This is a genomic window from Rhizobium sp. USDA 3886 (assembly GCF_056279785.1).
The window spans coordinates 506,346-529,553 of the sequence record NZ_JBWCDC010000001.1; the positions used below are offsets into that span (position 1 = coordinate 506,346).

At 60.1% G+C, this 23,208-nt stretch carries 26 protein-coding genes, 1 tRNA gene and 1 pseudogene; 18 read left to right on the forward strand and 10 right to left on the reverse strand.

All coding sequences use genetic code 11. The features are described 5' to 3' along the window. Positions 1–269: 269 nt before the first annotated feature. The 5 genes from ACZ9BX_RS02540 (at position 270) to ACZ9BX_RS02560 (ending at position 5,661) form a co-directional block, all read left to right on the forward strand. Positions 270–1,571: a L,D-transpeptidase family protein gene (locus ACZ9BX_RS02540; protein ID WP_476215534.1), complete on the forward strand. Its 1,302-nt coding sequence runs from the start codon at positions 270–272 to the stop codon at positions 1,569–1,571. Between the two features lie 392 nt (positions 1,572–1,963). Next, entirely contained in the window at positions 1,964–3,262 is a 1,299-nt protein-coding gene (gene glyA / locus ACZ9BX_RS02545; RefSeq protein WP_476215535.1) for a serine hydroxymethyltransferase, read from the forward strand. A 9-nt stretch (positions 3,263–3,271) separates the two neighbouring features. After that, the gene (nrdR, locus tag ACZ9BX_RS02550; protein WP_022714748.1) at positions 3,272–3,748 is read left to right on the forward strand and encodes a transcriptional regulator NrdR; all 477 of its coding nucleotides are present in this window, start codon (positions 3,272–3,274) and stop codon (positions 3,746–3,748) included. 3 nt (positions 3,749–3,751) lie between these two features. Continuing rightward, positions 3,752–5,041, forward strand: coding sequence for a bifunctional diaminohydroxyphosphoribosylaminopyrimidine deaminase/5-amino-6-(5-phosphoribosylamino)uracil reductase RibD (gene ribD, locus ACZ9BX_RS02555; protein WP_476215537.1), 1,290 nt, complete (start codon positions 3,752–3,754; stop codon positions 5,039–5,041). After that, complete coding sequence (locus ACZ9BX_RS02560; protein WP_476215539.1) at positions 5,041–5,661, forward strand: riboflavin synthase; 621 nt, start codon at positions 5,041–5,043, stop codon at positions 5,659–5,661. Before ribD ends, ACZ9BX_RS02560 begins: the two co-directional genes overlap by 1 nt. Here ACZ9BX_RS02560 and ACZ9BX_RS02565 read toward each other — a convergent pair. The 3 genes from ACZ9BX_RS02565 to ACZ9BX_RS02575 form a co-directional block, all read right to left on the reverse strand. After that, complete coding sequence (locus ACZ9BX_RS02565; RefSeq protein WP_132561506.1) at positions 5,624–6,157, reverse strand: GNAT family N-acetyltransferase; 534 nt, start codon at positions 6,155–6,157, stop codon at positions 5,624–5,626. The two genes, ACZ9BX_RS02560 and ACZ9BX_RS02565, sit on opposite strands and share 38 nt — an antisense overlap. A gap of 27 nt (positions 6,158–6,184) precedes the next feature. Then, positions 6,185–6,688 carry a cupin domain-containing protein gene (locus ACZ9BX_RS02570; protein ID WP_476215542.1) on the reverse strand — a complete coding sequence of 168 codons (504 nt, stop codon included), beginning with the start codon at positions 6,686–6,688 and terminating at the stop codon, positions 6,185–6,187. A gap of 112 nt (positions 6,689–6,800) precedes the next feature. Continuing rightward, entirely contained in the window at positions 6,801–7,160 is a 360-nt protein-coding gene (locus ACZ9BX_RS02575; protein ID WP_027508482.1) for a hypothetical protein, read from the reverse strand. A 332-nt stretch (positions 7,161–7,492) separates the two neighbouring features. Here ACZ9BX_RS02575 and ribH point away from each other — a divergent pair, with 332 nt between their 5' ends. From ribH to ACZ9BX_RS02590, 3 genes are all read left to right on the forward strand, one after another. Then, a complete protein-coding gene (ribH, locus tag ACZ9BX_RS02580; protein ID WP_476215544.1) occupies positions 7,493–7,954 on the forward strand; it encodes a 6,7-dimethyl-8-ribityllumazine synthase in 462 nt (153 codons plus the stop codon). Next, positions 7,951–8,433, forward strand: coding sequence for a transcription antitermination factor NusB (gene nusB / locus ACZ9BX_RS02585; RefSeq protein WP_027508484.1), 483 nt, complete (start codon positions 7,951–7,953; stop codon positions 8,431–8,433). Before ribH ends, nusB begins: the two co-directional genes overlap by 4 nt. 198 nt (positions 8,434–8,631) lie before the next feature. Next, positions 8,632–10,767 carry a sodium-translocating pyrophosphatase gene (locus ACZ9BX_RS02590; RefSeq protein WP_476215546.1) on the forward strand — a complete coding sequence of 712 codons (2,136 nt, stop codon included), beginning with the start codon at positions 8,632–8,634 and terminating at the stop codon, positions 10,765–10,767. Between the two features lie 69 nt (positions 10,768–10,836). Here ACZ9BX_RS02590 and ACZ9BX_RS02595 read toward each other — a convergent pair whose 3' ends face one another. After that, positions 10,837–11,361, reverse strand: a complete 525-nt coding sequence (locus ACZ9BX_RS02595) for an outer membrane protein assembly factor BamE (RefSeq protein ID WP_132561517.1) — start codon at positions 11,359–11,361, stop codon at positions 10,837–10,839. Between the two features lie 189 nt (positions 11,362–11,550). Between ACZ9BX_RS02595 and ACZ9BX_RS02600 the strand changes: the two are divergent. The 6 genes and pseudogenes from ACZ9BX_RS02600 to ACZ9BX_RS02625 all read left to right on the forward strand — a co-directional run bounded on the left by ACZ9BX_RS02600 (position 11,551) and on the right by ACZ9BX_RS02625 (position 16,016). After that, positions 11,551–12,140, forward strand: a pseudogene (locus ACZ9BX_RS02600) (ubiquinol-cytochrome C chaperone family protein). Between the two features lie 10 nt (positions 12,141–12,150). After that, positions 12,151–12,705 carry a YceD family protein gene (locus ACZ9BX_RS02605; RefSeq protein ID WP_132561521.1) on the forward strand — a complete coding sequence of 185 codons (555 nt, stop codon included), beginning with the start codon at positions 12,151–12,153 and terminating at the stop codon, positions 12,703–12,705. 105 nt (positions 12,706–12,810) lie between these two features. Beyond that, positions 12,811–13,857 carry a phosphate acyltransferase PlsX gene (plsX, locus tag ACZ9BX_RS02610; protein ID WP_476215548.1) on the forward strand — a complete coding sequence of 349 codons (1,047 nt, stop codon included), beginning with the start codon at positions 12,811–12,813 and terminating at the stop codon, positions 13,855–13,857. Positions 13,858–13,876: 19 nt separating this feature from the next. Then, entirely contained in the window at positions 13,877–14,848 is a 972-nt protein-coding gene (locus ACZ9BX_RS02615; protein WP_027508490.1) for a beta-ketoacyl-ACP synthase III, read from the forward strand. 111 nt (positions 14,849–14,959) lie between these two features. Beyond that, positions 14,960–15,298 carry an integration host factor subunit alpha gene (locus tag ACZ9BX_RS02620; protein WP_132561526.1) on the forward strand — a complete coding sequence of 113 codons (339 nt, stop codon included), beginning with the start codon at positions 14,960–14,962 and terminating at the stop codon, positions 15,296–15,298. A 181-nt stretch (positions 15,299–15,479) separates the two neighbouring features. After that, entirely contained in the window at positions 15,480–16,016 is a 537-nt protein-coding gene (locus ACZ9BX_RS02625) for a MerR family transcriptional regulator (RefSeq protein ID WP_027508491.1), read from the forward strand. Between the two features lie 54 nt (positions 16,017–16,070). On the opposite strand, the gene ACZ9BX_RS02630 is transcribed toward ACZ9BX_RS02625, so the two are convergent. Then, the gene (locus ACZ9BX_RS02630) at positions 16,071–16,385 is read right to left on the reverse strand and encodes a DUF1236 domain-containing protein (RefSeq protein ID WP_476215551.1); all 315 of its coding nucleotides are present in this window, start codon (positions 16,383–16,385) and stop codon (positions 16,071–16,073) included. Positions 16,386–16,631: 246 nt separating this feature from the next. Here ACZ9BX_RS02630 and ACZ9BX_RS02635 point away from each other — a divergent pair, with 246 nt between their 5' ends. The 3 genes from ACZ9BX_RS02635 to ACZ9BX_RS02645 all read left to right on the forward strand — a co-directional run bounded on the left by ACZ9BX_RS02635 (position 16,632) and on the right by ACZ9BX_RS02645 (position 17,955). Further along, a complete protein-coding gene (locus tag ACZ9BX_RS02635) occupies positions 16,632–17,297 on the forward strand; it encodes an HAD family hydrolase (RefSeq protein WP_476215552.1) in 666 nt (221 codons plus the stop codon). Positions 17,298–17,388: 91 nt separating this feature from the next. Next, a tRNA-Pro gene (locus ACZ9BX_RS02640) sits at positions 17,389–17,465 on the forward strand. 181 nt (positions 17,466–17,646) lie between these two features. Next, positions 17,647–17,955: a hypothetical protein gene (locus ACZ9BX_RS02645; RefSeq protein WP_132561530.1), complete on the forward strand. Its 309-nt coding sequence runs from the start codon at positions 17,647–17,649 to the stop codon at positions 17,953–17,955. A gap of 67 nt (positions 17,956–18,022) precedes the next feature. On the opposite strand, the gene ACZ9BX_RS02650 is transcribed toward ACZ9BX_RS02645, so the two are convergent. Next, complete coding sequence (locus ACZ9BX_RS02650) at positions 18,023–18,286, reverse strand: hypothetical protein (RefSeq protein ID WP_476219888.1); 264 nt, start codon at positions 18,284–18,286, stop codon at positions 18,023–18,025. 319 nt (positions 18,287–18,605) lie between these two features. On the opposite strand from ACZ9BX_RS02650, the gene ACZ9BX_RS02655 reads away from it, so the two are divergent. Then, on the forward strand, positions 18,606–18,818 hold the full coding sequence (locus ACZ9BX_RS02655; protein WP_027508495.1) for a hypothetical protein: 213 nt from the start codon (positions 18,606–18,608) through the stop codon (positions 18,816–18,818). A gap of 34 nt (positions 18,819–18,852) precedes the next feature. Here ACZ9BX_RS02655 and ACZ9BX_RS02660 read toward each other — a convergent pair whose 3' ends face one another. Genes ACZ9BX_RS02660 through ACZ9BX_RS02675 form a run of 4 tightly spaced genes read right to left on the reverse strand, consistent with a single transcriptional unit; the run spans position 18,853 to position 23,204 of the window. Next, positions 18,853–19,146 (reverse strand): helix-turn-helix domain-containing protein, encoded by a 294-nt coding sequence (locus ACZ9BX_RS02660; protein WP_027508496.1) that lies wholly within the window; start codon positions 19,144–19,146, stop codon positions 18,853–18,855. A 39-nt stretch (positions 19,147–19,185) separates the two neighbouring features. Continuing rightward, on the reverse strand, positions 19,186–20,430 hold the full coding sequence (locus ACZ9BX_RS02665; protein ID WP_476215555.1) for an O-antigen ligase family protein: 1,245 nt from the start codon (positions 20,428–20,430) through the stop codon (positions 19,186–19,188). Further along, positions 20,427–21,977 (reverse strand): undecaprenyl-phosphate glucose phosphotransferase, encoded by a 1,551-nt coding sequence (locus tag ACZ9BX_RS02670; protein ID WP_476215557.1) that lies wholly within the window; start codon positions 21,975–21,977, stop codon positions 20,427–20,429. Before ACZ9BX_RS02670 ends, ACZ9BX_RS02665 begins: the two co-directional genes overlap by 4 nt. A 45-nt stretch (positions 21,978–22,022) precedes the next feature. After that, a complete protein-coding gene (locus ACZ9BX_RS02675) occupies positions 22,023–23,204 on the reverse strand; it encodes a glycosyltransferase (RefSeq protein WP_027508499.1) in 1,182 nt (393 codons plus the stop codon). Between the last annotated feature and the right edge of the window lie 4 nt (positions 23,205–23,208).

Consider the following 23,208-nt stretch of genomic DNA (forward strand, 5'->3'; position numbering starts at 1 on the left):
TGCCGCTCCCTACCAATGGTAGGCATATTGGACGTCGGCGACACGAATTGGCCATATTGGTATGACAGCGGAAATGCACGGCAAAGCGGCGCTTTCTAACACAATAGTTCAAAGTCGTCCGCGCTTCCGGCTCGCAATCTTGTGATGGCCAGGCGCGGAAAACTTGTGATGCGCCGGAGAACGGAATGGTAGTGATCTGCGCCGTGGCGCAGTGAATCGCAAAGCCCGCGGTTTTCCTTATCAGGCTGCGGCATTCAGTGGTTGGGATTATGTCGAAGAAAAACCGAATTGAAGCTCTTTCGCGCCGCGCCTTTCTTGCGTCTGCGGCAACCGTCGGCGCCAGCGCAATCGCCGCCCCGGCTTTCGCGCAGTCCGCGCTCGATGCGTTGATCAACGCGCCCCGCCGCGGCGATTGGGACGATCAGTTCGACGCCAAGGCCGCATCGCGCACGGCGAACGCCGCCGTTTCCAATACCCCGATCCTCAGTCCGCAATCGGTTCCGAGCATCCAGCTGGCGATCACGGAGTATCAGCAGATCGCGTCCGCAGGCGGTTGGCCTGAGGTCAATCCTGCTGGCGTGCGTCTTCAGCTCGGCGTGACGGATCCTTCCGTTCAGGCGCTGCGCCAGCGCCTCGCCATCACCGGCGACTTGCCGCGCGAAGCCGGCATGTCTTCCGCCTTCGATTCCTATGTCGACGGTGCGGTCAAGCGCTTCCAGGCCCGTCATGGCCTTCCCGCAGACGGCGTCATCGGCGAATTCACGCTAAAGGCGATGAACATTCCGGTCGACGTGCGCCTGCAGCAGCTGAACACCAACCTCGTCCGGCTACAGACCTTCCCGGAAGATCTCGGCCGCCGCCACGTCATGGTCAATATTCCGGCCGCCTATGTCGAGGCGGTCGAAGACGGCAGCGTGGCGACGCGTCATGCGGCCGTCGTCGGACGTATCAGCCGTCCAACGCATATCGTCAATTCGAAGATCTACGAGGTCATCCTCAATCCCTATTGGACTGCGCCGCGCTCGATCGTCGAGAAGGACATCATGCCGCTGATGCGCAAGGATCCGACCTATCTCGAGAGGAACGCCATTCGTCTGATCGACGGCAAGGGCAACGAAGTCGCCCCGGAAACGATCGACTGGAATGGCGAGGCGCCGAACCTGATGTTCCGTCAGGATCCGGGTAAGATTAACGCCATGGCTTCGGCGAAGATTAATTTCCATAACAAGAACGGCGAGTACATGCACGACACGCCGCAGCAGGGCCTGTTCAACAAGCTGATGCGCTTCGAGTCGTCCGGTTGCGTGCGCGTCCAGAACGTCCGCGACCTGACGACCTGGCTGCTGCGCGACACCCCGCCGTGGTCGCGTCAGCAGATGGAGCAGGTGATCGCGAGCCGCGTCAACACGCCGATCACGCTCGCCGAGGAAATTCCGGTCTATTTCGTCTACATCTCCGCCTGGGGCATGCCCGACGGCCTCGTCCAGTTCCGCGACGACATCTACCAGATGGACGGCAACGCCGAACTGGCGCTCGATACGACCGCTGGAATGGAGCAGCCGGTTCAGTAAAAAATTGATGCTTGTAGCTTTCTGAAAGCCGCGTCTTCGGGCGCGGCTTTTTGTTGTGGAGGCCACGCCGCAAGTCAGTCGAGGGCGAGGGCAGGCGGCATTCTTGACTTGAATCCCAGGCAAGGGCCGCCGTGGCTGGATCTCTGTGGCAAGCACAGAGATGAGGAAATTGCGGGAAGCGCAGCGAAACAGCCACATCGCTAAGGATGCAACGTCGCTGAAAGGGCGCACGCAGGAATGGCGCAGGGTGAGGGACTAAGCTCTCCAAATCCCACGATACTCAGTTGGGCGCATAGGTTGCGCGTAGATTGCCCAGCAAATGTCGTTCTTCGTATTGCTCTCGGCGGGGTGGAACGCTAAACCTTCGCGCATTCCAGTTGAGGAGCCCGCCCATGACAAATGCTTCCACGCAGACCTTCTTCAATCGTTCGCTTGCTGACACCGATCCGGATATCTTCGGCGCGATCGAAAAGGAGCTCGGCCGCCAGCGGCATGAGATCGAATTGATCGCATCGGAGAACATCGTTTCCCGTGCGGTGCTGGAAGCCCAGGGCTCCATCATGACGAACAAATATGCGGAAGGTTATCCGGGAAAGCGCTATTACGGTGGCTGCCAGTTTGTCGATATCGCCGAGGAACTGGCGATCGAACGCGCCAAGAAGCTCTTCGGCGTCAACTTCGCCAACGTCCAGCCGAACTCCGGTTCGCAGATGAACCAGGCGGTCTTCCTGGCGCTGCTGCAGCCGGGCGACACCTTCATGGGCCTCGACCTGAATTCGGGCGGTCATCTGACGCACGGCTCGCCGGTCAACATGTCCGGCAAGTGGTTCAACGTCGTGTCCTACGGCGTTCGCGAAGGCGACAACCTGCTCGACATGGACGACGTCGCCCGCAAGGCCGAAGAGCACAAGCCGAAGCTGATCATCGCCGGCGGTACGGCTTACTCCCGTATCTGGGACTGGAAGCGTTTCCGCGAGATCGCCGACTCGGTCGGTGCCTATCTCATGGTCGACATGGCCCATATTGCCGGCCTCGTCGCCGGTGGCCAGCATCCGTCGCCGTTCCCGCACTGCCACGTCGCGACGACCACGACCCACAAGTCGCTCCGCGGCCCGCGCGGCGGCGTCATCCTTACGAACGACGAAGATCTGGCGAAGAAGTTCAATTCGGCCGTTTTCCCTGGTCTGCAGGGCGGTCCGCTGATGCACATCATCGCCGCCAAGGCCGTCGCCTTCGGCGAAGCGCTGCAGCCGGAATTCAAAGACTACGCCGCTCAGATCGTCAAGAACGCCAAGGCACTTGCCGAGACCCTAATGGCGGGCGGCCTCGACGTCGTCTCCGGCGGCACCGACAACCACCTGATGCTCGTCGACCTCCGCAAGAAGAACGCCACCGGAAAGCGCGCCGAAGCAGCGCTCGGCCGCGCTTACATCACCTGCAACAAGAACGGCATTCCGTTCGATCCGGAAAAGCCTTTCGTCACTTCCGGCGTCCGTCTCGGCGCTCCGGCAGGCACGACGCGCGGCTTCAAGGAAGCGGAATTCAAGGAAATCGGTAACCTCATCGTTGAGGTTCTCGACGGCCTGAAGGTCGCCAATTCCGACGAAGGCAACGCAGCAGTCGAAGCAGCTGTTCGTGGCAAGGTGGTCGACCTTACCGGCCGCTTCCCAATGTACGACTACATCGGCTAAGGATAGCGCATGCGCTGCCCATTCTGCGGATCGGAAGACACCCAGGTTAAGGATTCACGCCCGGCGGAGGACAATACGTCCATCCGCCGCAGGCGTATCTGCCCCGATTGCGGCGGCCGCTTCACGACCTTCGAACGCGTGCAGTTGCGCGAGCTGATGGTCGTCAAGAAGACTGGCCGCAAGGTGCCTTTCGACCGCGACAAGCTGGTGCGCTCCTTCGAGATCGCGCTGCGCAAGCGTCCGGTCGACCGCGACCGCATCGAAAGGGCCGTTTCCGGCATCGTCCGCCGCCTCGAAAGCTCCGGCGAGGTCGAGATCAGCTCCGAGGCCATCGGCCTTCAGGTGTTGGAAGCGCTCAAGAGCCTCGATGACGTCGGCTTCGTCCGCTATGCGTCCGTCTACCGGGATTTCTCGCATGCCGAGGATTTCGAAAAGGTCATTTCCGAAATCAACGCCAAGATCAGCCGCGACACGCTGGAGACCTGAGCCATGAGCGCGGGGCCGCAGGACGAGCGTTTCATGGCCGAGGCAATCCGTCTTGGTCTTCTGCATCTCGGCCAGACCTCGACCAATCCCTCCGTTGGCTGCGTTATCGTCAGAGACGGCGAAATCGTAGGGCGTGCGGTTACCGCGCTTGGGGGTCGTCCGCATGCCGAGCCGCAGGCGCTTGCCGAGGCAGGCGATCTTGCCCACGGCGCCACCGCCTATGTGACGCTCGAACCCTGCTCGCATCACGGCAAGACGCCGCCCTGCGCGGAAGCGCTGATCGCTTCTGGTGTCGCCCGCGTTGTTATCAGTGTTACGGATCCTGATGCCCGCGTTTCGGGCCGCGGTATCGCCATGCTGCGCGACGCCGGTATTGAGGTTGACACCGGCGTGCTGGAGGAGGAAGGCGCTCGCTCGCTTGCCGGCTATCTCACCCGGCAGGCGAAGAACCGGCCCTATGTGACCGTCAAGCTTGCCGTTTCGGCCGACGGCATGATCGGCCGCAAAGGCGAGGGACAGATCGCCATCACCGGCCCGCTTGCGCGCGCGCAGGTTCAGGCGCTCCGCGCCAAAACCGACGCCATCCTGGTCGGCATCGGCACGGCGATCGCCGATGATCCGGAACTGACGGTGCGCACGCCGGGCTTGCAATCGCTGTCGCCAGTGCGGGTCGTGCTTGATCCTTGGCTTGACTTGCCGCTCACGAGTAAGCTGGTCAGGTCGGCGCGAGACGTGCCGGTCATCGTGGTTGCCAGCGAGGCCCCCCCCGCTGTCCTGCCGGACATCTCCCCCACAAGGGGAGAGATTGGCGAGCAGCACGATCCTAATTCCAGAAAATCCGACGGCGATAGTTCGACCTCCGTGACCGAGAATGAAGGGCAGGCAGCCCACGCCCGTCCAATCTCCCGACTTGTGGGGGAGATTGGACGGGCGTGGGCAGAGGGGGGTAAGCCACTCGCCGAAACCTTCGAAATCGAAACCCGCCGTTCAGCCCTGGAATCTGCAGGCGTCGAAATCCTCTACTGCAATCCTTACCATCCCGAAGTGCTGCTCCCTGCACTCGCCTCGCGCGGCATCTCCTCGCTCCTCATCGAGGGTGGCGCGAAGACGGCGCGGCTTTTCCTCGACGTCGGTCTCGTCGACCGCATCCAGCTTTACCAGGGGCAGGTGATCATCGGCGAAGGCGGTATTGAATCGCCTTTGACGAAGACCGATATGCCATCCGGTTTTGTCCACAAGGGCACATTCATGTTCGGCGACGACCGGCTGGACGAATACGAAAGAGAATCCTGATGTTCACCGGAATTGTCACCGATATCGGCACGATCGAATCCATTTCGCCCATGAACGAGGGTGTGAAGCTCCGCGTCGCGACTAATTACGACCCCAAGACCATCGATATGGGTGCGTCGATTTCCCACTCGGGCATTTGCCTCACGGTAACCGGCCTGCCGGGCGAAGGCAGCAACGGCCGCTGGTTCGAGGTGGAGGCCTGGGAAGAGGCGCTGAGGCTCACGACGCTCGCGAACTGGAAATCAGGCACCCGCGTCAATCTCGAGCGCTCCCTGAAGATCGGCGATGAACTCGGCGGCCACATCGTCTCCGGGCATGTCGACGGCAAGGCGGAAATCCTGTCGGTGACCACCGAGGGTGACGCGACCCGCTTCCGCCTGCGTGCGCCGGAGCATCTTGCAAAGTTCGTGGCGCCCAAGGGCTCGATCGCGCTCGATGGCACGTCGCTGACGGTCAATGCCGTCAATGGAACGGATTTCGACGTCCTGCTGATCCGCCACACGCTCGAGGTCACCACCTGGGGCGAGCGCCAGGCGGGCGACTTCGTCAATTTCGAAGTCGACACGATGGCGCGCTATGCGGCTAGGCTGGCTGAGTTCCCTGCCGCGAAAACAGAATGATTTCGCCGTGATAATTGGTGCGTGTCACTTCACGGAAGCCGAGCTTTTCCGCGACGCGTAGCGATGGTTTGTTGTCAGGGCTGATAATGCAGGTCATCTCCTTGCCGGGGATATGACGGTCGGCCCATGCGATCAGCGCCGCGAGCGCCTCAGTCGCATAGCCCCGTCCGTGTGCTGAAGGCAGCAACACCCAGCCGGTTTCCAATGTTTCCTCGATGGAGGGAAACATGTCGCGGCGGGCTTCATGGAAGCCCGCTTCGCCGATCAGCCGCCCGCTTTCCTTTTCTTCGATGATTAGAAAGCCGAAACCCATATGATGCCACATGCCGCTCGCCCTTATGAGGCGGGACCATGTCTGTTCGCGTGTTGATGGCACGCCGCTGATATAGCGGACGACGTCTTCATCGGCCCACAAACCGACATAGACGTCGAAATCATCGAGGCGGTGCGGGCGCAGAATTAATCGCTCCGTTTCGATGGTCGGAATATCGATCATGAATATCGCTCTCTGAAAAACTGCGCGTTACGCGCCGGGCTCCCCGTCCCAATAGTCAAGATTGCTCTCTTCGCGTCCGATGACGGCGAAGCGGCCGGATCTTGTGCCGTCACGGTTCGTCTTGGCAAGGAATTTTCCGGAATCCGGGTATTCGACGATCTCAGTCTTCGCCATCGTGGAGATGCCGAGATAAATCAGAGTCGTGCTGCCGGTGTTGAGGATCTGATGCGCCGTTTCCTTGCCCCCGGCGGGCGCGCCGAGCGTGTCGCCTTTCTTGATCGGATAGCGTTCGCTTCCGAAGCGATATTCCCCTGTTCCTTCGATCACGAAGAACAACTCATCTTCGACATGATGGTTGTGGAACGGACAGCCCGACTTGCCGGGCGGCACCTCGTTGTAGCTGATCCCGAGATTGGAAAGGCCGAGCAGGCGGCCGAAGGATGTGTCGGCGCTCTCGTAGAGCGCGCCCTGTTTCCACTGATCCAGTGTCAGGTCGGCAATGTTGAGAACCGGTTTGATGTCCCGTGGCATGTCTTCTTCCCTTTTGTAGAGGGAACAGACCATTAATCCGGGATAGTTTTCAATAGGCGCCAGCAGAATTGTCGGGGAGAGGCGGCGCAAATCGTGCGCCACCTCATGCCCATCAGTCGATGTAGAAGGTGATGCTGCCGTCGGCCGCCTTTTCGGCATTGATGACGTTGCGGACATTGACACCGTCATTGGCGAGCTTGCGCGTCAGCATCCTGTTGGCGCCGATCGATGCCTGGATCTGCCGCACATCCTGTGCTGAGCGCGGCGGAGCGGAGCGCGGACCATAAGCTTCGGGACCTGCATCGCGCCAGTTATAGAAATGCTCAACGTTGAAGTCGTTGCCCCGGAAATTGCGGAGCGTCTGTTCGATGCCCGATGGGCTGTTCATGCCAAAGCTTTCCGCACGGCTGGCGCCGGCGAGCGCGAGGGAGGAAAAGGCGGAAACGATGGCGATTGTGGCAACGCGGTTCATGATGGTATCCTTTCATCTGCCATGACGGTCGGCTGTCGCGCAGGGGATCGTCGGCGTTACGCTTCTTGAGTTGGGTCGGCCGCGGCGCTAAATCAATAGCTAACTACCTGAAATAACATTACAAATTGTTCATGCCGATTGCCCTCGATTTGCCGTTTTCAACGTGCTTGCGAGGCGCATCGTAAGCGGCCTGCGTATATTTCTGATATCCTGTTGCAGGGATTTCCGGATTTGCATTCCGGCCATGATCCGAATTTGCTTGCCATTCGTCGAAAGGCATGTTTTGACCGCGGCCTGCCGAATGGCAAGTCCTCAGAAACCGAAGGTGATGCATGGCGCGAGATAACGCTCCCCATATTTTGATCGTCGAAGCCCGCTTCTACGACGACATGGCCGACGCGCTTCTGGAAGGAACCACCTTTGCGCTCAAGGAAGCGGGCGCGACCTACGATGTCGTCACCGTTCCGGGCGCTTTGGAAATTCCGCCGGCGATTGCCATGGCCCTCGATGGCGCCGACAATGGCGGCACGCATTATGACGGCTATGTCGCGCTCGGCATGGTCATCCGCGGCGAGACCTATCACTTCGACATCGTGTCGAACGAATCCTCGCGCGCACTGATGGATCTCGCCGTCAGCGAATCCCTTGCCATAGGCAACGGCATCCTGACGGTCGAAGACGATGAGCAGGCCTGGGCACGCGCCCGCCGCTCGGAGAAGGACAAGGGCGGATTTGCCGCTCGCGCAGCTCTCACGATGATTGAGCTGAAGAAGAAATTGGGTGCATACGAATGAGCAATGAAAATCCGGAGCGTCAGGTGAAAACTGCAAACCAGCGCGGCGCTGCGCGTCTGGCTGCCGTTCAGGCGCTCTACCAGATGGATATCGGCGGCACCGGCGTCTTGGAAATCGTCGCCGAATACGAGGCGCATCGCCTCGGCCAGGAAATCGACGGCGAAACCTATCTCAAGGCCGATGCCTCGTGGTTCCGCTCCATCGTCTCGGGCGTCGTGCGCGAGCAGGTTCGTCTCGATCCTTTGATCGCCTCCGCCCTGCAGGACGACTGGGCGCTGTCGCGCCTGGATAGCACCGTGCGGGCCATCCTGCGCGCTGGCGTCTTTGAACTTCTCGACCGCAAGGACGTGCCGGTAGCCGTGATCGTAACGGAATATGTCGAGATCGCCCAGGCCTTCTTTGAGGATGACGAGCCGAAGCTCGTCAACGCCGTTCTCGACCGCATCGCCAAACAGGTGCGCGGCGAGACGAAGAAGTAAGCCTTCCGTCCTCTATCGGACCATTTCGCTCTTTACGCTGCACTGCAAGGGTTTTCGTCCCTTGCGGTCTTGACGTCCTGTTTCTCACCCCGCAATCTCCGCACGCAAAGCTAGAGCGTTTCTGTGGAGAGAAGACGATTCGGCTGCGTTCGTGGCCGGAGGGAGGAGTGCTCCGGCACTTTTGGAGGAAAGAGCGAAATGATCATTCTTTTATGCGTAATTGCATGCGGTCTGCTCTCGGTGGTTTATGCCATCTGGGCAACCCGTTCGGTGCTGGCCGCCGATCAGGGAAACAGCCGCATGCAGGAAATCGCGGGTTATATCCGTGAAGGCGCGCAGGCCTATCTCATGCGCCAGTACAAGACGATCGCGATCGTCGGCATCGTTGTTTTCATTGCAGCCTGGCTGCTTCTCTCCGGCATGGCCGCCATCGGCTTTCTGATCGGCGCTGTGCTTTCCGGTGCCGCCGGCTTTATCGGCATGCACGTATCCGTTCGTGCCAACGTCCGCACGGCGCAGGCCGCATCGCACAGCCTCTCGGCCGGCCTCGATATCGCCTTCAAATCCGGAGCCATCACCGGCATGCTGGTCGCCGGTTTGGCGCTGCTCGGCGTATCCGTCTATTATTTCATCCTCACAATTTTGCTCGGTCATGAAAGCGGTGCGCGCGAAGTCATCGATGCGCTTGTCGCGCTCGGCTTCGGTGCCTCGCTGATCTCGATCTTCGCCCGTCTCGGCGGCGGTATCTTTACCAAGGGTGCCGATGTCGGCGGCGATCTCGTCGGCAAGGTCGAGGCAGGCATTCCGGAAGACGATCCGCGCAATCCGGCGACGATCGCGGACAACGTCGGCGACAATGTCGGCGACTGCGCTGGCATGGCTGCCGATCTTTTCGAGACCTATGCCGTCTCCGTCGTCGCCACCATGGTTCTCGCCTCGATCTTCTTTGCCGGCGCGCCGATCCTGCAATCGGCGATGATCTATCCGCTGGCAATCTGCGGCGCCTGCATCCTCACGTCGATCGTCGGCACCTTCTTCGTCAAGCTCGGCACCAACGGCTCGATCATGGGCGCTCTCTATAAGGGCCTTGTCGTCACCGGCCTCCTGTCGATCATCGGTCTCGGCGCCGCAACATCGTTGACGGTGGGTTGGGGTTCGCTCGGACAGGCCGGCGGTGCGGATATTACGGGCACCAATCTCTTCTTCTGCGGCCTCGTCGGCCTCCTGGTAACGGCGCTCATTGTCGTCATCACCGAATATTATACCGGCACCAACAAGCGCCCGGTCAATTCGATCGCCCAGGCATCCGTGACCGGCCACGGCACGAACGTCATCCAGGGCCTTGCGGTTTCGCTGGAATCGACGGCGCTGCCTGCGATCGTCATCGTCGGCGGCATTATCGGCACCTACCAGCTCGCCGGCCTCTTCGGCACCGCCATCGCCGTTACCGCCATGCTCGGCCTTGCCGGGATGATCGTCGCGCTCGATGCCTTCGGTCCTGTGACTGACAATGCCGGCGGCATTGCCGAAATGTCCCATCTGCCGCCGGAAGTCCGCAAATCGACGGATGCGCTCGACGCCGTCGGCAACACGACGAAGGCCGTGACCAAGGGCTACGCGATCGGCTCTGCCGGTCTTGGCGCTCTCGTGCTCTTTGCGGCCTATTCCTATGACCTCAAATATTTTGCGGCAAATGGCGACAAGTTTCCCTACTTCGCCGGCATAGGGGAAATTTCATTCGATCTCTCCAACCCCTATGTGGTGGCTGGACTGATTTTCGGTGGGCTCATCCCCTACCTCTTCGGTGGTATCGCCATGACGGCCGTCGGCCGCGCCGCCGGCGCGATCGTCGAGGAAGTGCGCCGTCAGTTCAAGGAAAAGCCGGGCATCATGCAGGGTACGGAAAAGCCGGACTACGGTAGGGCGGTCGACCTTCTGACCAAGGCCGCAATCCGCGAGATGATCATCCCCTCGCTGTTGCCGGTCCTGGCGCCGATCGTCGTCTACTTCGGTGTTCTGCTGGTCTCCGGCTCCAAGGCCTCGGCCTTCGCCGCACTCGGCGCATCGCTCCTCGGCGTCATCATCAACGGCCTGTTCGTCGCCATCTCGATGACGTCCGGCGGCGGTGCATGGGACAACGCGAAGAAGTCCTTCGAGGACGGCTTCGTCGACAAGGACGGCATCCGCCACATGAAGGGTTCGGACGCACACAAGGCTTCCGTCACCGGCGACACGGTCGGCGATCCTTACAAGGATACCGCAGGTCCGGCCGTCAATCCGGCCATCAAGATCACCAATATCGTCGCCTTGCTGCTCTTGGCCGTCCTAGCCTGATCGAACGCATAGAGACAAAGAAGAAACCCGCCGGATCGCTCCGGCGGGTTTCTTTGTTGAGTCGGATATTTACCGGATACTTGCAGGATTCTGGGGGTTGCCTGAAGGCGTTCCGAAAAGGCTCTTTGCTGCGCCGCCTGCGCCGCCTGCCAGAACCTGCTGCAGGAAGGTCAGTTCGCGGCCGCCCGTTGGGGTCACGCGCGAGACCGTATCGAAGACCTTGCCGTCCTGGAGCGTGTAGTTCGCGCGGCGCGCGACGACGCCGTCCTTGTCGAAGTAGATCGCAAGCACGCTCTGATCGACAACTTTCAGTTTCTGGAAGGCGACGGCGCGAGTGCGCTTCTGTGAGATGTAATAGAAGACCTCGGTGTCGAACGTCGCCGTCGTCGAAGGCGTGCCGAGCGACAGGAGCACCTGTTCGCGGCTCGAGCCTTCCGGAACGAGATTGAGGGATTGGTCGTCGACGATATAGCCGCCGTTGAGCACTGTTCCCGTTTGGCAACCTGTGAGGCCTGCTGAGGCAATCATGATGGCAATGGCTGCGCTGCTGAAGAATTTTATGTCAGACTTGAAATACCGTTTCTTCAACGACATCTACTCCCTTGAGGTATCGATAGGCAACTTCCCGGCCCTGCAGTCACCGCTGATGCAAAACCTTTGTGGCCTTTCCGGGGTCGAATACTCCCAATTCCCCGAGATCGAACCGACGAGGGCACTGTCCCGAAAGTGGCCACCTTCGGCATTGCAATTCGCGCCTGCTTCGGTAAACCAGCTTTCGAAATCATGCAACACGACCCGCGCAACTCCGCGTGAAGAATGAGGCTTTTCCGGAAGAAACAATGATCCTCGGGCTCTTTCGCAAGAAAAACAACAATCAGGTGATCGTCGAGCGACAGTATTCGGTACTGACCGCAGCAGCCCGCATGCCGGAATTCTATGAGACCATGCATGTTCCGGACACCGTGATGGGCCGCTTCGAGATGCTGTCGCTGGTGATGATCCTCTTCTTCCGCCGCACACGTTCTTCCGGAACCAGCGGACAGGAAATCGCCCAGGAGATCGTCGATGCCTTCTTTGAGGATATCGACCATTCGATCCGCGAACTCGGCATCAGCGACAACGGTGTGCCGAAACGCATGAAGAAGCTTGCCGGCATGTTCTATGGACGGCTCGAATCCTATTCGGCGGCAATGGATGCCGGCGACCGCGCGGCCCTTGCTGCAGCCCTTAACCGCAACATCCATCCACAAGCCGCCGGCGCTTACGATATGACAAGGCTTGCCAACTGGATGTTTGATGCCGAAGCCGACCTGTCGGCCCAGTCCGAAGACCGGATCGCCACCGGCTCAGCGACGTTGCCACAGACAGCGTAAGGAGGACGCCATGAAGCACCGCAACGACGACATTCCGTTTTCTTACCTCGTCAAGGTCGGCCATATCTCCGCGAACCCCGTCGAGGTGCATCTCGAAGCGGACGAGAAGGAGCGGAAGGCGCTTGCCGAAAACTGGAACGTCCTGTCCGTCGACGATCTGCGTGCGGACCTGCAGATCAATCGCTGGAAGAAGGATGGCATCCGCGTGAAGGGCAGGGTACAGGCAAAGATCGTTCAGGCCTGCGTGGTGACGCTCGAGCCGGTGCCGGCTGATATTGACGAGCCGTTCGATCAGATATTCGTGCCCGAAAATTCGAAACTCGCCCGGCCTCCGGCCAGCGAGGCCGGCGAAATGATTCTCGATCCCGACGGGCCGGACCTGCCGGAGACCTTCTCCGGCGACACGATCGACGCGGGTGAGGTGGTGATGGAATTCGCCGCGCTGGCGATCGATCCCTATCCCCGCAAGCAGGGTGTCGAGTTTACCGGCCATATCGAGGATACCGGCGAAAACGACAAGAAGCCTTCTGCCTTTGCGGTCCTCAAGGATTGGAAGAAGGACTGAAAACCCGTTGAGTATTTGATACAATTCAGTTGTAAGCGATAGGAAAACCGGTATTTTGGCCGAAATTTTCGCTCCCCTCAGGCGAAAGAAAAGGATCAGGGACGCGTGATCAGAATATCTCTCGACCTCATGGGTGGCGACTTTGGTCCCCAAGTTGTCATCCCCGGTGCCGCGAAAGCATTGGAAAGGCATCCGGATATCTCCTTCGTCTTTTTTGGACTGAAAGAGCAGTGCGATCCGGTTCTTGCCAAGTTTCCGAAGGTCAGGGAAAAGTCTGTCTTCCACGATTGCGAACTTGCCGTTCGCATGGACGAGAAGCCGAGCCAGGCGCTGCGCCGCGGCCGGTATATTTCCACCATGTGGCGCTCCATCGAGGCCTTGAAGACGGGCGACGCCGATGTCGCCGTTTCCGCGGGAAATACAGGCGCGCTGATGGCCATGGCAAAGTTCTGTCTGCGCACGATGGCCAATATCGAGCGCCCGGCGATTGCGGCCATCTGGCCGACGCTTCGGGGCGAGAGCATCGTTCTCGATGTCGGCGCCACGATCGGCGCTGATTCTCAGCAGCTGATGGATTTCGCTCTGATGGGCGGTGCGATGGCGCGCGCGCTTTTCGAACTCGAACGTCCGACGGTGGGCTTGCTGAACGTCGGCGTCGAAGAGGTGAAGGGCCAGGAGGAGGTCAAGGAGGCAGGCCGGCTGCTTCGCGAGGCCCATATCGATTCGCTCGAATATTCCGGTTTCGTCGAAGGCAATGACATCGGCAAGGGCACCGTCGATGTCGTCGTGACCGAAGGTTTCTCGGGCAATATCGCCCTGAAGACGGCAGAAGGTACGGCAAAGCAGATCGCCGAATACCTGCGTGCCGCGATGTCGCGCACGCTACTTGCTAGGATCGGCTATCTCTTCGCCAAGAGCGCCTTCGACATGCTTCGCGAAAAGATGGACCCTAGCAAGGTCAATGGCGGCGTATTCCTTGGTCTCAACGGCATCGTCATCAAGAGCCATGGCGGCGCCGATGCAGACGGCATCGCCGCAGCCATCGAGGTCGGCTATGACATGGCCAAGAATGGCCTTAATCAGAAAATAGAAAACGATCTCAAGAAATATCATGCCAAGCGGCTGCCCCCGATGGGGCCGGAAGCTGCATGAGCGACAGGGTTTTAGCAGAATGATCCGTTCAGTGGTTCGCGGGTTCGGAGCCGCACTCCCGAAACGCGTAATGACCAATCGCGAGATGGAAGATGTCGTCGATACGTCGGACGAGTGGATCGTCCAGCGCACCGGCATCCGCCAGCGATACATCGCAGGCGACGGCGAAACGACGTCCTCGCTCGGCGAGCAGGCTGCGCGTGCGGCGCTCGACAAGGCCGGCCTGACGTCTGCCGATATCGATCTGATCATCTGCGCCACCTCAACGCCCGACAACACCTTCCCGGCGACGGCGGTCAATATTCAGAACCGCCTCGGCATGCACCACGGCTTTGCCTTCGACGTTCAGGCCGTCTGCACCGGTTTCGTCTATGCCGTGACGACGGCGGACGCCTATATCCGCGGCGGCCTTGCCAAGCGTGCCCTCGTGATCGGCGCGGAAACCTTCTCCCGCATCCTTGATTGGAACGACCGCACGACCTGCGTGCTCTTCGGCGACGGTGCCGGCGCGATTGTGCTCGAGGCTGCCGAAGGTGAAGGAACGACGGCTGACCGCGGCATCTTGACGGCGCATCTTCGCTCCGATGGATCGCACAAGGAGAAACTCTTCGTCGATGGCGGCCCGTCCACTACCGGCACCGTCGGCAAGCTGCGCATGGAAGGCCGCGAGGTCTTCAAATATGCCGTCGGCATGATCACCGACGTGATCCAGGCCGCCTTCGATTCGACGGGAACGACCGCCGAAGATCTCGACTGGCTCGTGCCGCACCAGGCGAACCGCCGCATCATCGACGGCTCCGCCAAGAAGCTGCATATCGCTCCCGAGAAGGTCGTCATCACCGTCGACCTGCACGGCAACACATCAGCCGCCTCGATCCCGCTCGCACTTGCCACTGCCGCAGGCGACGGACGCATCAAGAAGGGCGATCTTGTGATGCTGGAGGCGATGGGCGGTGGCTTCACCTGGGGTGCCATGCTGCTGCGCTGGTGACGGCGAAGAATCGCAAAAAACTGGCGACGAACAAGAGCTTGACCGTAAGGCGCAAGACAAATAGTCTTTGCTCGCTTTTAAAAAATATTTTGTAGAATTGGCGGGGAGACCATGACCGGAAAGACAGTGACGCGAGCAGACCTGGCGGAATCGGTTTTCCGGAAGGTCGGTCTCTCCAGGACCGAATCTGCCGAACTCGTAGAGACCGTGCTCGACGAAATCTGCAATGCGATCGTCCGTGGCGAAACCGTCAAGCTTTCCTCCTTCGCCACCTTCCAGGTCCGCGATAAGAACGAGCGCATCGGCCGCAATCCCAAGACGGGCGAAGAAGTGCCGATCTCGCCCCGCCGGGTAATGACCTTCAAGGCTTCGAATGTCCTGAAGACCCGTATTCTCAAGGCGCATACGCTGCGCAAGGTCAAGCAGAAGCCCGCGAGTCCGGCCATGTAAGGATGCAAAGAGATAGGTTTGTACCTGTCCCTGATTGCTATCTCCCGATCATTTTTTCTTCAATCGCGCTTCCGACTTGTGGGCTATGCGAAGACGTGACTTGAATTCGACGGCGCAAACCGTTGAAATATGATGAGTCGCGGTTTGAACCGCCGCCGGTGATCGCGTAGGGAGTACGACCTTGGACAAGAGCCCCGATGCTTTCCGAACAATCAGCGAAGTCGCTGACGACCTCGATCTGCCGCAACACGTTCTGCGTTTCTGGGAAACGCGCTTTCCGCAGATAAAGCCGATGAAGAGGGGCGGCGGGCGCCGCTATTACCGGCCGGAAGACGTGGATCTGCTGAAGGGCATCCGGCATCTTCTTTACGACCACGGCTATACGATCAAGGGCGTTCAGAAGCTCTTGAAGACCAACGGCAACAAGTTCGTCGTCGCTGTTGCGCAGGGTGATCTTGCCAGCGTCGAGGCACTTGCCTCGGGTGGCAGGGACAGCGCCCCGGGTGAGCCGCGCGTCGGCATTGCGGAGGAGGATCAATTGGTCGGCCGCGCCAAGCCGCCGATTACCCGCCGCTTCTTCAATTTCGTTGCCGGCGACGACGATCAGGCGGAAGTCTCGATCGGCAAATCGAGCGTCAGCAAGGAGGACAGGGCACTTCTGCAGGAGGCGCTCTACGATCTTCTGGAATGCAAGCGCCTTCTGGATCAAGTGCGGTAGAAGATTGCGTTCGAGCCTCGCCTCCGCGAGCGGGCGGATTCACGCCTGATCCGATCACTCGAGGATTTGAATGACGCGGTGCGTCTGAGGTTCGACGATCACTCTGCGATTGTTGACGACGGTATAAGCATAGCCGTCGACATTCGGAACCTCATGGATTTCGACCGTTTCCGGAAGCGTCGTTCCGACGACGACATCGCCCTCATAGACGACAGAAGGCACCTGCTGCTCCATCACATAGGTGCGAACTTCGCCCGGCAACACGATGGAACCCGTGGGGGCGGGGTCGATGACAACCGTACCCTGCGCGAAGGCAGTGGAGCAGGCCGTCAGCACGGCGGCGGTCGTGGCCAGCATGGTCTTGCGCATAGGACAAATCTCCTTTCCTTACCCAGCCTTGATAAAAAACGCCCCCACGGGCCTGTTGTTCCGGAAAAGGTCACAGCCGCCTGCTGCTGCCTCTGCACTGGCCTTGGCAAAGCTGCCGGCATCTGTGTAGAGAGGATCGCATGAGCGGACTCGTGCGACGAGAACCGTCAGGAGAAACAGAAGGGACAATCCTGATCTGCGTCCGCCTTTCTGCTTCCAAAGTCCATTTCGCAAGGAATTCCCCCTGTGTCTTCTCCCAATGTACTCGGCAAAGCCTACGATGCGTTCCTCTTCGACATGGATGGCACGCTGCTCAACTCCATAGCGGTCGTCGAGCGCGTATGGAGCGAATGGGCAAAGGATCACGGCCTCGAGCCGGAAGTCTTCCTGAAGACGATACACGGCATCCGCGCCAGCGACGTCATCCGTCAGCTGGCGCTCCCCGGTGTGGATCCGAAATACGAGGCGGATAAGCTGCTGGCCGAGGAAATGGAAGATGTCGAAGGTATCATACAGATCCCCGGCGCAATCCGCTTTCTAAACAACATTCCCTTCGATAGGTGGGCGATTGTCACGTCGGCCCCGATCGAACTCGCCAAGCGCCGCATGGCTGCTGCCGGAATCCCGATGCCGAAGGTCATCGTCACCGGCGAGGAGGTTTCGGCAGGCAAACCCAGCCCGGAATGCTATCTGCTCGGCGCCAGCCGCCTGGGAGTCGATCCAAAGCGCTGCCTGGTCTTCGAAGACGCGGTTGCGGGCATACTTGCAGGAGAAGGTGCAGGAGCCGATGTCACCGTCATTACCGCAACACATGCCACACCCTTCGAGACGCCGCATTTCTCGATTGCGGACTACGAGGCATGGACCGTGAAGACAATCGGCGGCAGCGGAATCGGAATCGTCGGAGCCTGAGTGGGATATCGGCTTTTTGCGCGGAGAACGGCTTTTTCCGCTTGCATTGGACGCCGCGAAAAACTAAACGAAACAAGCCGTTTCGGCAGGTCGGGGCGTAGCGCAGCCCGGTAGCGCACTTGACTGGGGGTCAAGGGGTCGCTGGTTCGAATCCAGTCGCCCCGACCATTTATCCCCTTGAAATCTCAGTCAAAACTTGACCATGACCTCGTCATGGAGCAAAGCCGGAAGAAAACCGGCCGCTCGCGAAACCGTGATGATCTGTTATCGCGTTATGCCGGTTTTTACCGGAACAAGTCCGTCCCCCTCAGGGTTAGCCTCCGTCACCCACGCAACACTGGAGGACCCTATGCGTATGAAACTTTTAGCAGCATCGATTTTGGCCCTTGGCATGGCAACATCGGTTTCCTATGCCCAGAGCCAGGGCGCCCCGGCCGGCTCAACGACTTCGCCGCCAATGGTGCCCGAAGCGGAAGACTACCCCTTTGGCCAAGATAACAATCCGCCTGCCAGGGTTGATCCCAATCCAACCGGCAGCATAACCACGACGCCAGGAAGCTCCATGGAAAGCAATTGCTCTGCGTACGACAAGGCACGGACCTCTCCTGGCCGCGGTGACGACCAGACTGATACGGCTGAATTGTGCGGCAACAAGTAACGGGGTGCTGGAAAAAAAGAGGCCGGCTTCCTGCGGGGCCGGCCCTTCCTTGAGGATCACTGGCTGCTCAGTCGGCGCTGTCGACCACATCACGTCGTCTGACGAGCTTCAGGCTCCTGTCCGCCTGGACGATGTAGGTCTCCTCCACCCATCGGCCGGTCGGGTCGATAAACTGGTGGGGAAGAACGGAGCCGGGCGGCGATTTGCTAAGTCGGGCCTGTGGCTGGCCGCCATATGTGATGCTCCCGCGTATCGGCTCAATTCCTTCGGAGCCGCTGGAGCAGCCAGATAACGCGAGTGCAGCCACCAAAATCGTCCAACGAATTTCCATCATTGCCGGCCTTCAAATGTTTTGCCGCGTAACGGCTTAACGTTTTCAATGTTGCGCGTCTTTCGCGCGCAACAGTAGATGGTGCTCTGCTTATGCAGGAAAGCATAAGCTCGGTTGGCGTGCGAAATAAAGTAGGCAAACGGCAGTCAGGGGTGCGAGCACAAGTGCCGTCACGCCAACAACCCACCTCGAACCTCGAGACATTTGTTCCAGTTGCCAAGCCGGAAATCGGCGTGCATACTGTCTATATCGTCGGCCATGGATGGGCGGCTGGCGAATGATGCGGTTGTGCTTTCGCCCTCATGGGAAGTGCGGCTCGATGCTCAATACACCTTTTCATCCCCGTGATTTGCCGCTCTTTTCGGAGGATCTGGATGTGATTTCCGGAGTGCTCGATATTGTCTGCGAGGCGAGGGGGCTGAGCCGTAACACGCCCGAAGCCGAACATCTCGGCGCGCTGATCATCCAGCTCTATCGCCAGGGCGCCAAGGACAGCACAAAACTCGCCGCGCTTGCGCAGGCTTATCTCTAGCCCTCACTTCTCATCGACGGAAATGCGGCAACTATCAATCGTCGTTGGCGGCGTTGAGGTTTTCGGGGCGGATGCCATCGTCGCTTGACGTGCGCGCCCGCAGCCGCACGCCGGGACCGCCTTCGTCCTGATTGCCGCTTGCGATGAAGATCACGCCGGCTGCTTCCAGCGCGTGCTTGGCGGCCAGAAAGGCGCGGGGCTCGCCCGTCCCGTCGCCGTCTTCGAGTGCCTCTATCGCTTCCGGCGTCAGGCCGGACGCAGCGGCAAGCTCATCGATGCTCATCCCGGTCATGGCGCGTGCGCCGCGTATCTGCATTCCTGTGATCATGTTTGGAAGTTTAGCGCGAATGTCGCCGTTCTCAAGTATTTAGGCTGCGACCGGGGCCGTGAAATTCTGTCGGTGGCGGTGTTCGAGCGCAGCGCATCCCCAGACGATGCCGAGGAGAAGATAGACATGCCGCCAATGGTCGATGTCGATGACGTTGCCGACCGCCGCATGGCCGATGATGCAGATCCAGGCGATCATCAGGTAAGGCTGCCATGGCCGGTCCCTGAGGAGGCTCTTGAAACCAAGGTAAAGCGTCCACACGAGCATCGACACGTAGGAGACGAAGCCGAGCCAGCCATAGGTTGTCAGCGTCTTCAGCCAGATATTGTGCTCGTCTTCCGGAAAGATCGTGCCGAACACCATCGGCCCGATGCCGAGCGGCCTTTCCATCATCATCTGGAAGCCGATGCGGTGGCGGTCGAAACGGCCGAGATAGGCGCCGTCATATTCCTGGACGAGTTGCGCGCGTGCGCTGAAAAGATCGCTGACCTGCGGAAACTGCAGCGCGATCAAAAGCGCTGAGACCATCAGGACGATCGCCATCAGCGAGAGGACGAGGATGCGCAGCCGGAAGGCGCCGCTTCGCTCCTTCAGCAGCATCATGAATATGAGCAGCGCGACGGCGAGCAGGAAGAGACCCCAGGCGGCGCGCGAGAACGACAGGAACACGCCGAGCGCGAGGATCAGCAGTGCGGCGGCACGCAACGGCGAGGTCTTCAGGTCGCGCGTCAGAATGCCATGGATGAGGTAGAGGGAAGGGGCGACGAGGAACGGTCCGAAGACGTTCGGATCCTGGAATGCGCCCTTCGCACGGTCGTAGAGCGTGAAGACTTCGGCGCCGGGAAAGGCATGGAAATAGCCGAGGATACCGAGCAACGAGGTGATGACGGCGGCAACGACCCAGGCATTGAACATCAGCGGCAGCCGTTTGGCGTTGTCTTCGATGATTGCCGCATAGAACACCGAGGTCAGGGCCAGGAAGGTCGAGACAGCGACATACATCGGCCCGCCGGTCATATCCTTCATTTGCGTTAGCGACAGCATGCCGCCGACATTGAAGGTGAGGAGTAGGGTCAGAAGCACCGCGGTGTAGCGCGAGATGCGAAGGCCGAGGATGAACCAGATGCCGACAAGCCCCGCCATCCACAGTTCGTAAGGCGCGGGCTCATTAATCACGAAGCCGGCGAGGAAGACGCCGAAGGCGACCATCGCCGAGCCAATGAGGCGCAGTGCGGCGCGCTGCGGTTGGGCGACGCGGAACTGTGTCACCTCGACCGCGCTCAATAGGCGTTTTCCGTGTTGAGCAGCCGGATCGGCGTCAGGAACAATATCTTGAGATCGAACCAGAGCGACCAGTTCTCGATATAGTAGAGGTCGTAGGCCGTGCGGAATTTGATCTTGTCGTCATTGTCGATCTCGCCGCGCCAGCCGTTGATCTGCGCCCAGCCGGTCACGCCCGGCTTGACGCGATGGCGTGCGAAATAGCCTTCCACGATATCGCCCCAGGCGCGATCCTTCGTCTGCGCCAGGACGGCGTGAGGCCGGGGACCGACGAGCGACAGATCGCCCTTTAGCACATTGAACAGTTGTGGCAATTCATCGATCGAGGATTTGCGGATGAAGCGGCCGACCGGCGTCACGCGGGGATCGCCCTTGGTCACCACTGTCTTGGCGTTGTGATCGCTCATGTTGGTGTACATCGAGCGGAACTTGAAGACGTTAATGACCTCGTTATTGAAGCCATGCCGCTTCTGCATGAAGAAGACAGGCCCCTTGGACGTCAGCTTGATTGCGATGGCGGTGAGGATCATCACCGGCCAGAGCAGGGCAAGGGCAAGCGATGCGAAGAAGATGTCGAAGCCGCGCTTGGCGACGGAATCCCAATCACGGATCGGCTTCTTGAAAATGTCGAGCATCGGCACGGAGCCGACGTGGGAATAGGCACGCGGCCGGAACCGCAGCCGGTTGGCATGGGCGGCAAGGCGAATATCGACCGGCAGGATCCAGAGTTTCTTCAGGAGCTGCAGGATACGGGCCTCGGCACTGAGCGGCAGCGCGATGATCAGCATGTCGATCCGGGTGAGCCGCACGAATTCTACCAGCTCGGCAACAGTGCCGAGCTTCGGATAGCCGGCGACCATGACCGGCGAGCGCTTCTCACCCCGATCATCGAAGATGCCGCATATGCGGATGTCGTTGTCTGCCTGTTGCTCGAGAATGCGGATCAGATCCTTGGCAGGTTCGCCGCCGCCGACGATCACGGCGCGGCGCTCCATGACGCCGTTGCGCGCCCAGTTGCGGATGCCGTAGGCGACCAGGAAGCGCGACCCAAGCAGGAAGAGCGAGGCAAGCGAGAACCAGGCGATATGCAGGTTTATCTGCGACCATGGGAGATCGCGGAAGAGCGAAAAGATCACTTCCGTTCCGGTAAAGGCGGCTGCCCAGGCACTGAGGATGCGCGGCAGCAGGCGAACGCGGGCTCTGAGCGCCGGAATGGAATAGGTATCCGCAAGCTGCAGAGCCATAACGCCCAGCGCCGCCACGGCGGCTGCCATGCCCGCGCGTGCAGCAAGGCTTTCGCTACCGTCGCCGGGCCAGATCAGGAAGGCGAGCAGCCCGATTGCGAATTGCGAGACGAATTCGAAGAGGCGCAGCTGGCCGATGACCATCGACGGCGAACGCGTTCCCTCGCGGAACTGTTCGGCGATCTGCCGGGCATAAGGGTTGATCTGTCCCGGCGTTTCCTGGTCGCCGCCGTCGGCGTTGCCCGCGGAGACCCGCTTGCGCAGGGCTTCCACGTCGAACTGATCGCTTTTCTCTGCTTTGTTCATGGGCTTCAGCCGCTCGTTGTCTCAAACGGCATTAGCAGAAAGGCCCTAAGAAAGATTTACGGATGCCTCATAGGTTTCGGAGGTCGGCGCCCCCTCGACGAGCGTGTGGTACAGTTTCAGGACATCTCTTGCCATCACGGCAGCGGAAAAAACGGATTTCACCGAGTCGATCGAAGGCATCACGGCATGATGCCAGCCGGGTGTCGTCAGCGCTTCGGCCATGACGCGGGCAAGGTCATCCGCGTTGTCAGGTGCGACGAGAGCGGGGCTGTTCCCACCGAGCACTTCCGGGATGCCGCCGACGCGGCTGGCGATGACGGTCTTTCCGGCGCCGAGCCCTTCGAGGATGATGTAGGGCATGGCTTCGGCGCGGGATGGCACCACCAGGTTCTGCGACATCCCGAAGGCTTCCTGCACACGCATGGGCGGCAGCATGCCGATGCGCTTGCCGAGGCCGCGTTCGACCATCATATCGCGGTATTTCTCGCGATCCGGCCCGTCGCCGATCATCAGCGCCGAGAGGGGCCGTCCGATCAGCCGTTCGGTTTTGGCAAATGCGTCCACAAACAGATCGGGACCCTTGAGGTCCCGGAGCATGCCGACATAGATGAAATGCACAGCATCGGATCGTGTGGGGATGATCTGAAAATCCCGCTCTCCGATCCCGTTGTAGATCAGCCGCGTCATGGGCCTCGGCCGTCCGACCTTCTTTGCATAGGTGTCGCGCTCGTATTCGCAGATGAAGACGAGGGCGTCGGTGAAATATTCCTGCAGCCGCTCCATCCGCAGAATGAACTGTCCGGTGAGCGACGAGCGGGAATAGTGCAGGCTTCCGCCATGGGCGGTATAGAGGCGGGCTACGCGATACCTGTTCACCCGCAAGGCTGAGCCGACAAGCCGCGCGAGCACGCCGCCCTTGGCGCCGTGTCCGTGCAGCACGTCCGGCCGCAAACTTTTGATTTTGTTGTATGTGTCCCATATCACGCCGATATCGGAGAGCGCGACGGAGCGCCGGATCGGTATGCGCGTCAGCCCGAGCGAGAGATAGGGACGGATATCGTCGAACAGCCGGTCCTCGTGCTCGCCCCCGGTGGAACTGTCGCAGAGGATGCCGACCTCATGTCCCGCCTTGCTGTGTTCTTCCACCAAATCGCGAACATGGCGGAATATCCCGCCAACGGGGGACCTGAAACAATGGAGTATGCGGAGAGGTCGCTGTTCTGCCATCAGC

What these genes read in the sequence shown, in the direction of transcription:
- ACZ9BX_RS02540 (WP_476215534.1), top strand. Translation starts at nt 270, where the DNA reads ATGTCGAAGAAAAACCGAATTGAAGCTCTTTCGCGCCGCGCCTTTCTT.
- glyA (WP_476215535.1), top strand. Translation starts at nt 1,964, where the DNA reads ATGACAAATGCTTCCACGCAGACCTTCTTCAATCGTTCGCTTGCTGAC.
- nrdR (WP_022714748.1), top strand. Translation starts at nt 3,272, where the DNA reads ATGCGCTGCCCATTCTGCGGATCGGAAGACACCCAGGTTAAGGATTCA.
- ribD (WP_476215537.1), top strand. Translation starts at nt 3,752, where the DNA reads ATGAGCGCGGGGCCGCAGGACGAGCGTTTCATGGCCGAGGCAATCCGT.
- ACZ9BX_RS02560 (WP_476215539.1), top strand. Translation starts at nt 5,041, where the DNA reads ATGTTCACCGGAATTGTCACCGATATCGGCACGATCGAATCCATTTCG.
- ACZ9BX_RS02565 (WP_132561506.1), bottom strand. Translation starts at nt 6,157, where the DNA reads ATGATCGATATTCCGACCATCGAAACGGAGCGATTAATTCTGCGCCCG.
- ACZ9BX_RS02570 (WP_476215542.1), bottom strand. Translation starts at nt 6,688, where the DNA reads ATGCCACGGGACATCAAACCGGTTCTCAACATTGCCGACCTGACACTG.
- ACZ9BX_RS02575 (WP_027508482.1), bottom strand. Translation starts at nt 7,160, where the DNA reads ATGAACCGCGTTGCCACAATCGCCATCGTTTCCGCCTTTTCCTCCCTC.
- ribH (WP_476215544.1), top strand. Translation starts at nt 7,493, where the DNA reads ATGGCGCGAGATAACGCTCCCCATATTTTGATCGTCGAAGCCCGCTTC.
- nusB (WP_027508484.1), top strand. Translation starts at nt 7,951, where the DNA reads ATGAGCAATGAAAATCCGGAGCGTCAGGTGAAAACTGCAAACCAGCGC.
- ACZ9BX_RS02590 (WP_476215546.1), top strand. Translation starts at nt 8,632, where the DNA reads ATGATCATTCTTTTATGCGTAATTGCATGCGGTCTGCTCTCGGTGGTT.
- ACZ9BX_RS02595 (WP_132561517.1), bottom strand. Translation starts at nt 11,361, where the DNA reads ATGTCGTTGAAGAAACGGTATTTCAAGTCTGACATAAAATTCTTCAGC.
- ACZ9BX_RS02605 (WP_132561521.1), top strand. Translation starts at nt 12,151, where the DNA reads ATGAAGCACCGCAACGACGACATTCCGTTTTCTTACCTCGTCAAGGTC.
- ACZ9BX_RS02615 (WP_027508490.1), top strand. Translation starts at nt 13,877, where the DNA reads ATGATCCGTTCAGTGGTTCGCGGGTTCGGAGCCGCACTCCCGAAACGC.
- ACZ9BX_RS02620 (WP_132561526.1), top strand. Translation starts at nt 14,960, where the DNA reads ATGACCGGAAAGACAGTGACGCGAGCAGACCTGGCGGAATCGGTTTTC.
- ACZ9BX_RS02630 (WP_476215551.1), bottom strand. Translation starts at nt 16,385, where the DNA reads ATGCGCAAGACCATGCTGGCCACGACCGCCGCCGTGCTGACGGCCTGC.
- ACZ9BX_RS02645 (WP_132561530.1), top strand. Translation starts at nt 17,647, where the DNA reads ATGCGTATGAAACTTTTAGCAGCATCGATTTTGGCCCTTGGCATGGCA.
- ACZ9BX_RS02650 (WP_476219888.1), bottom strand. Translation starts at nt 18,286, where the DNA reads ATGGAAATTCGTTGGACGATTTTGGTGGCTGCACTCGCGTTATCTGGC.
- ACZ9BX_RS02655 (WP_027508495.1), top strand. Translation starts at nt 18,606, where the DNA reads ATGCTCAATACACCTTTTCATCCCCGTGATTTGCCGCTCTTTTCGGAG.
- ACZ9BX_RS02660 (WP_027508496.1), bottom strand. Translation starts at nt 19,146, where the DNA reads ATGATCACAGGAATGCAGATACGCGGCGCACGCGCCATGACCGGGATG.
- ACZ9BX_RS02670 (WP_476215557.1), bottom strand. Translation starts at nt 21,977, where the DNA reads ATGAACAAAGCAGAGAAAAGCGATCAGTTCGACGTGGAAGCCCTGCGC.
- ACZ9BX_RS02675 (WP_027508499.1), bottom strand. Translation starts at nt 23,204, where the DNA reads ATGGCAGAACAGCGACCTCTCCGCATACTCCATTGTTTCAGGTCCCCC.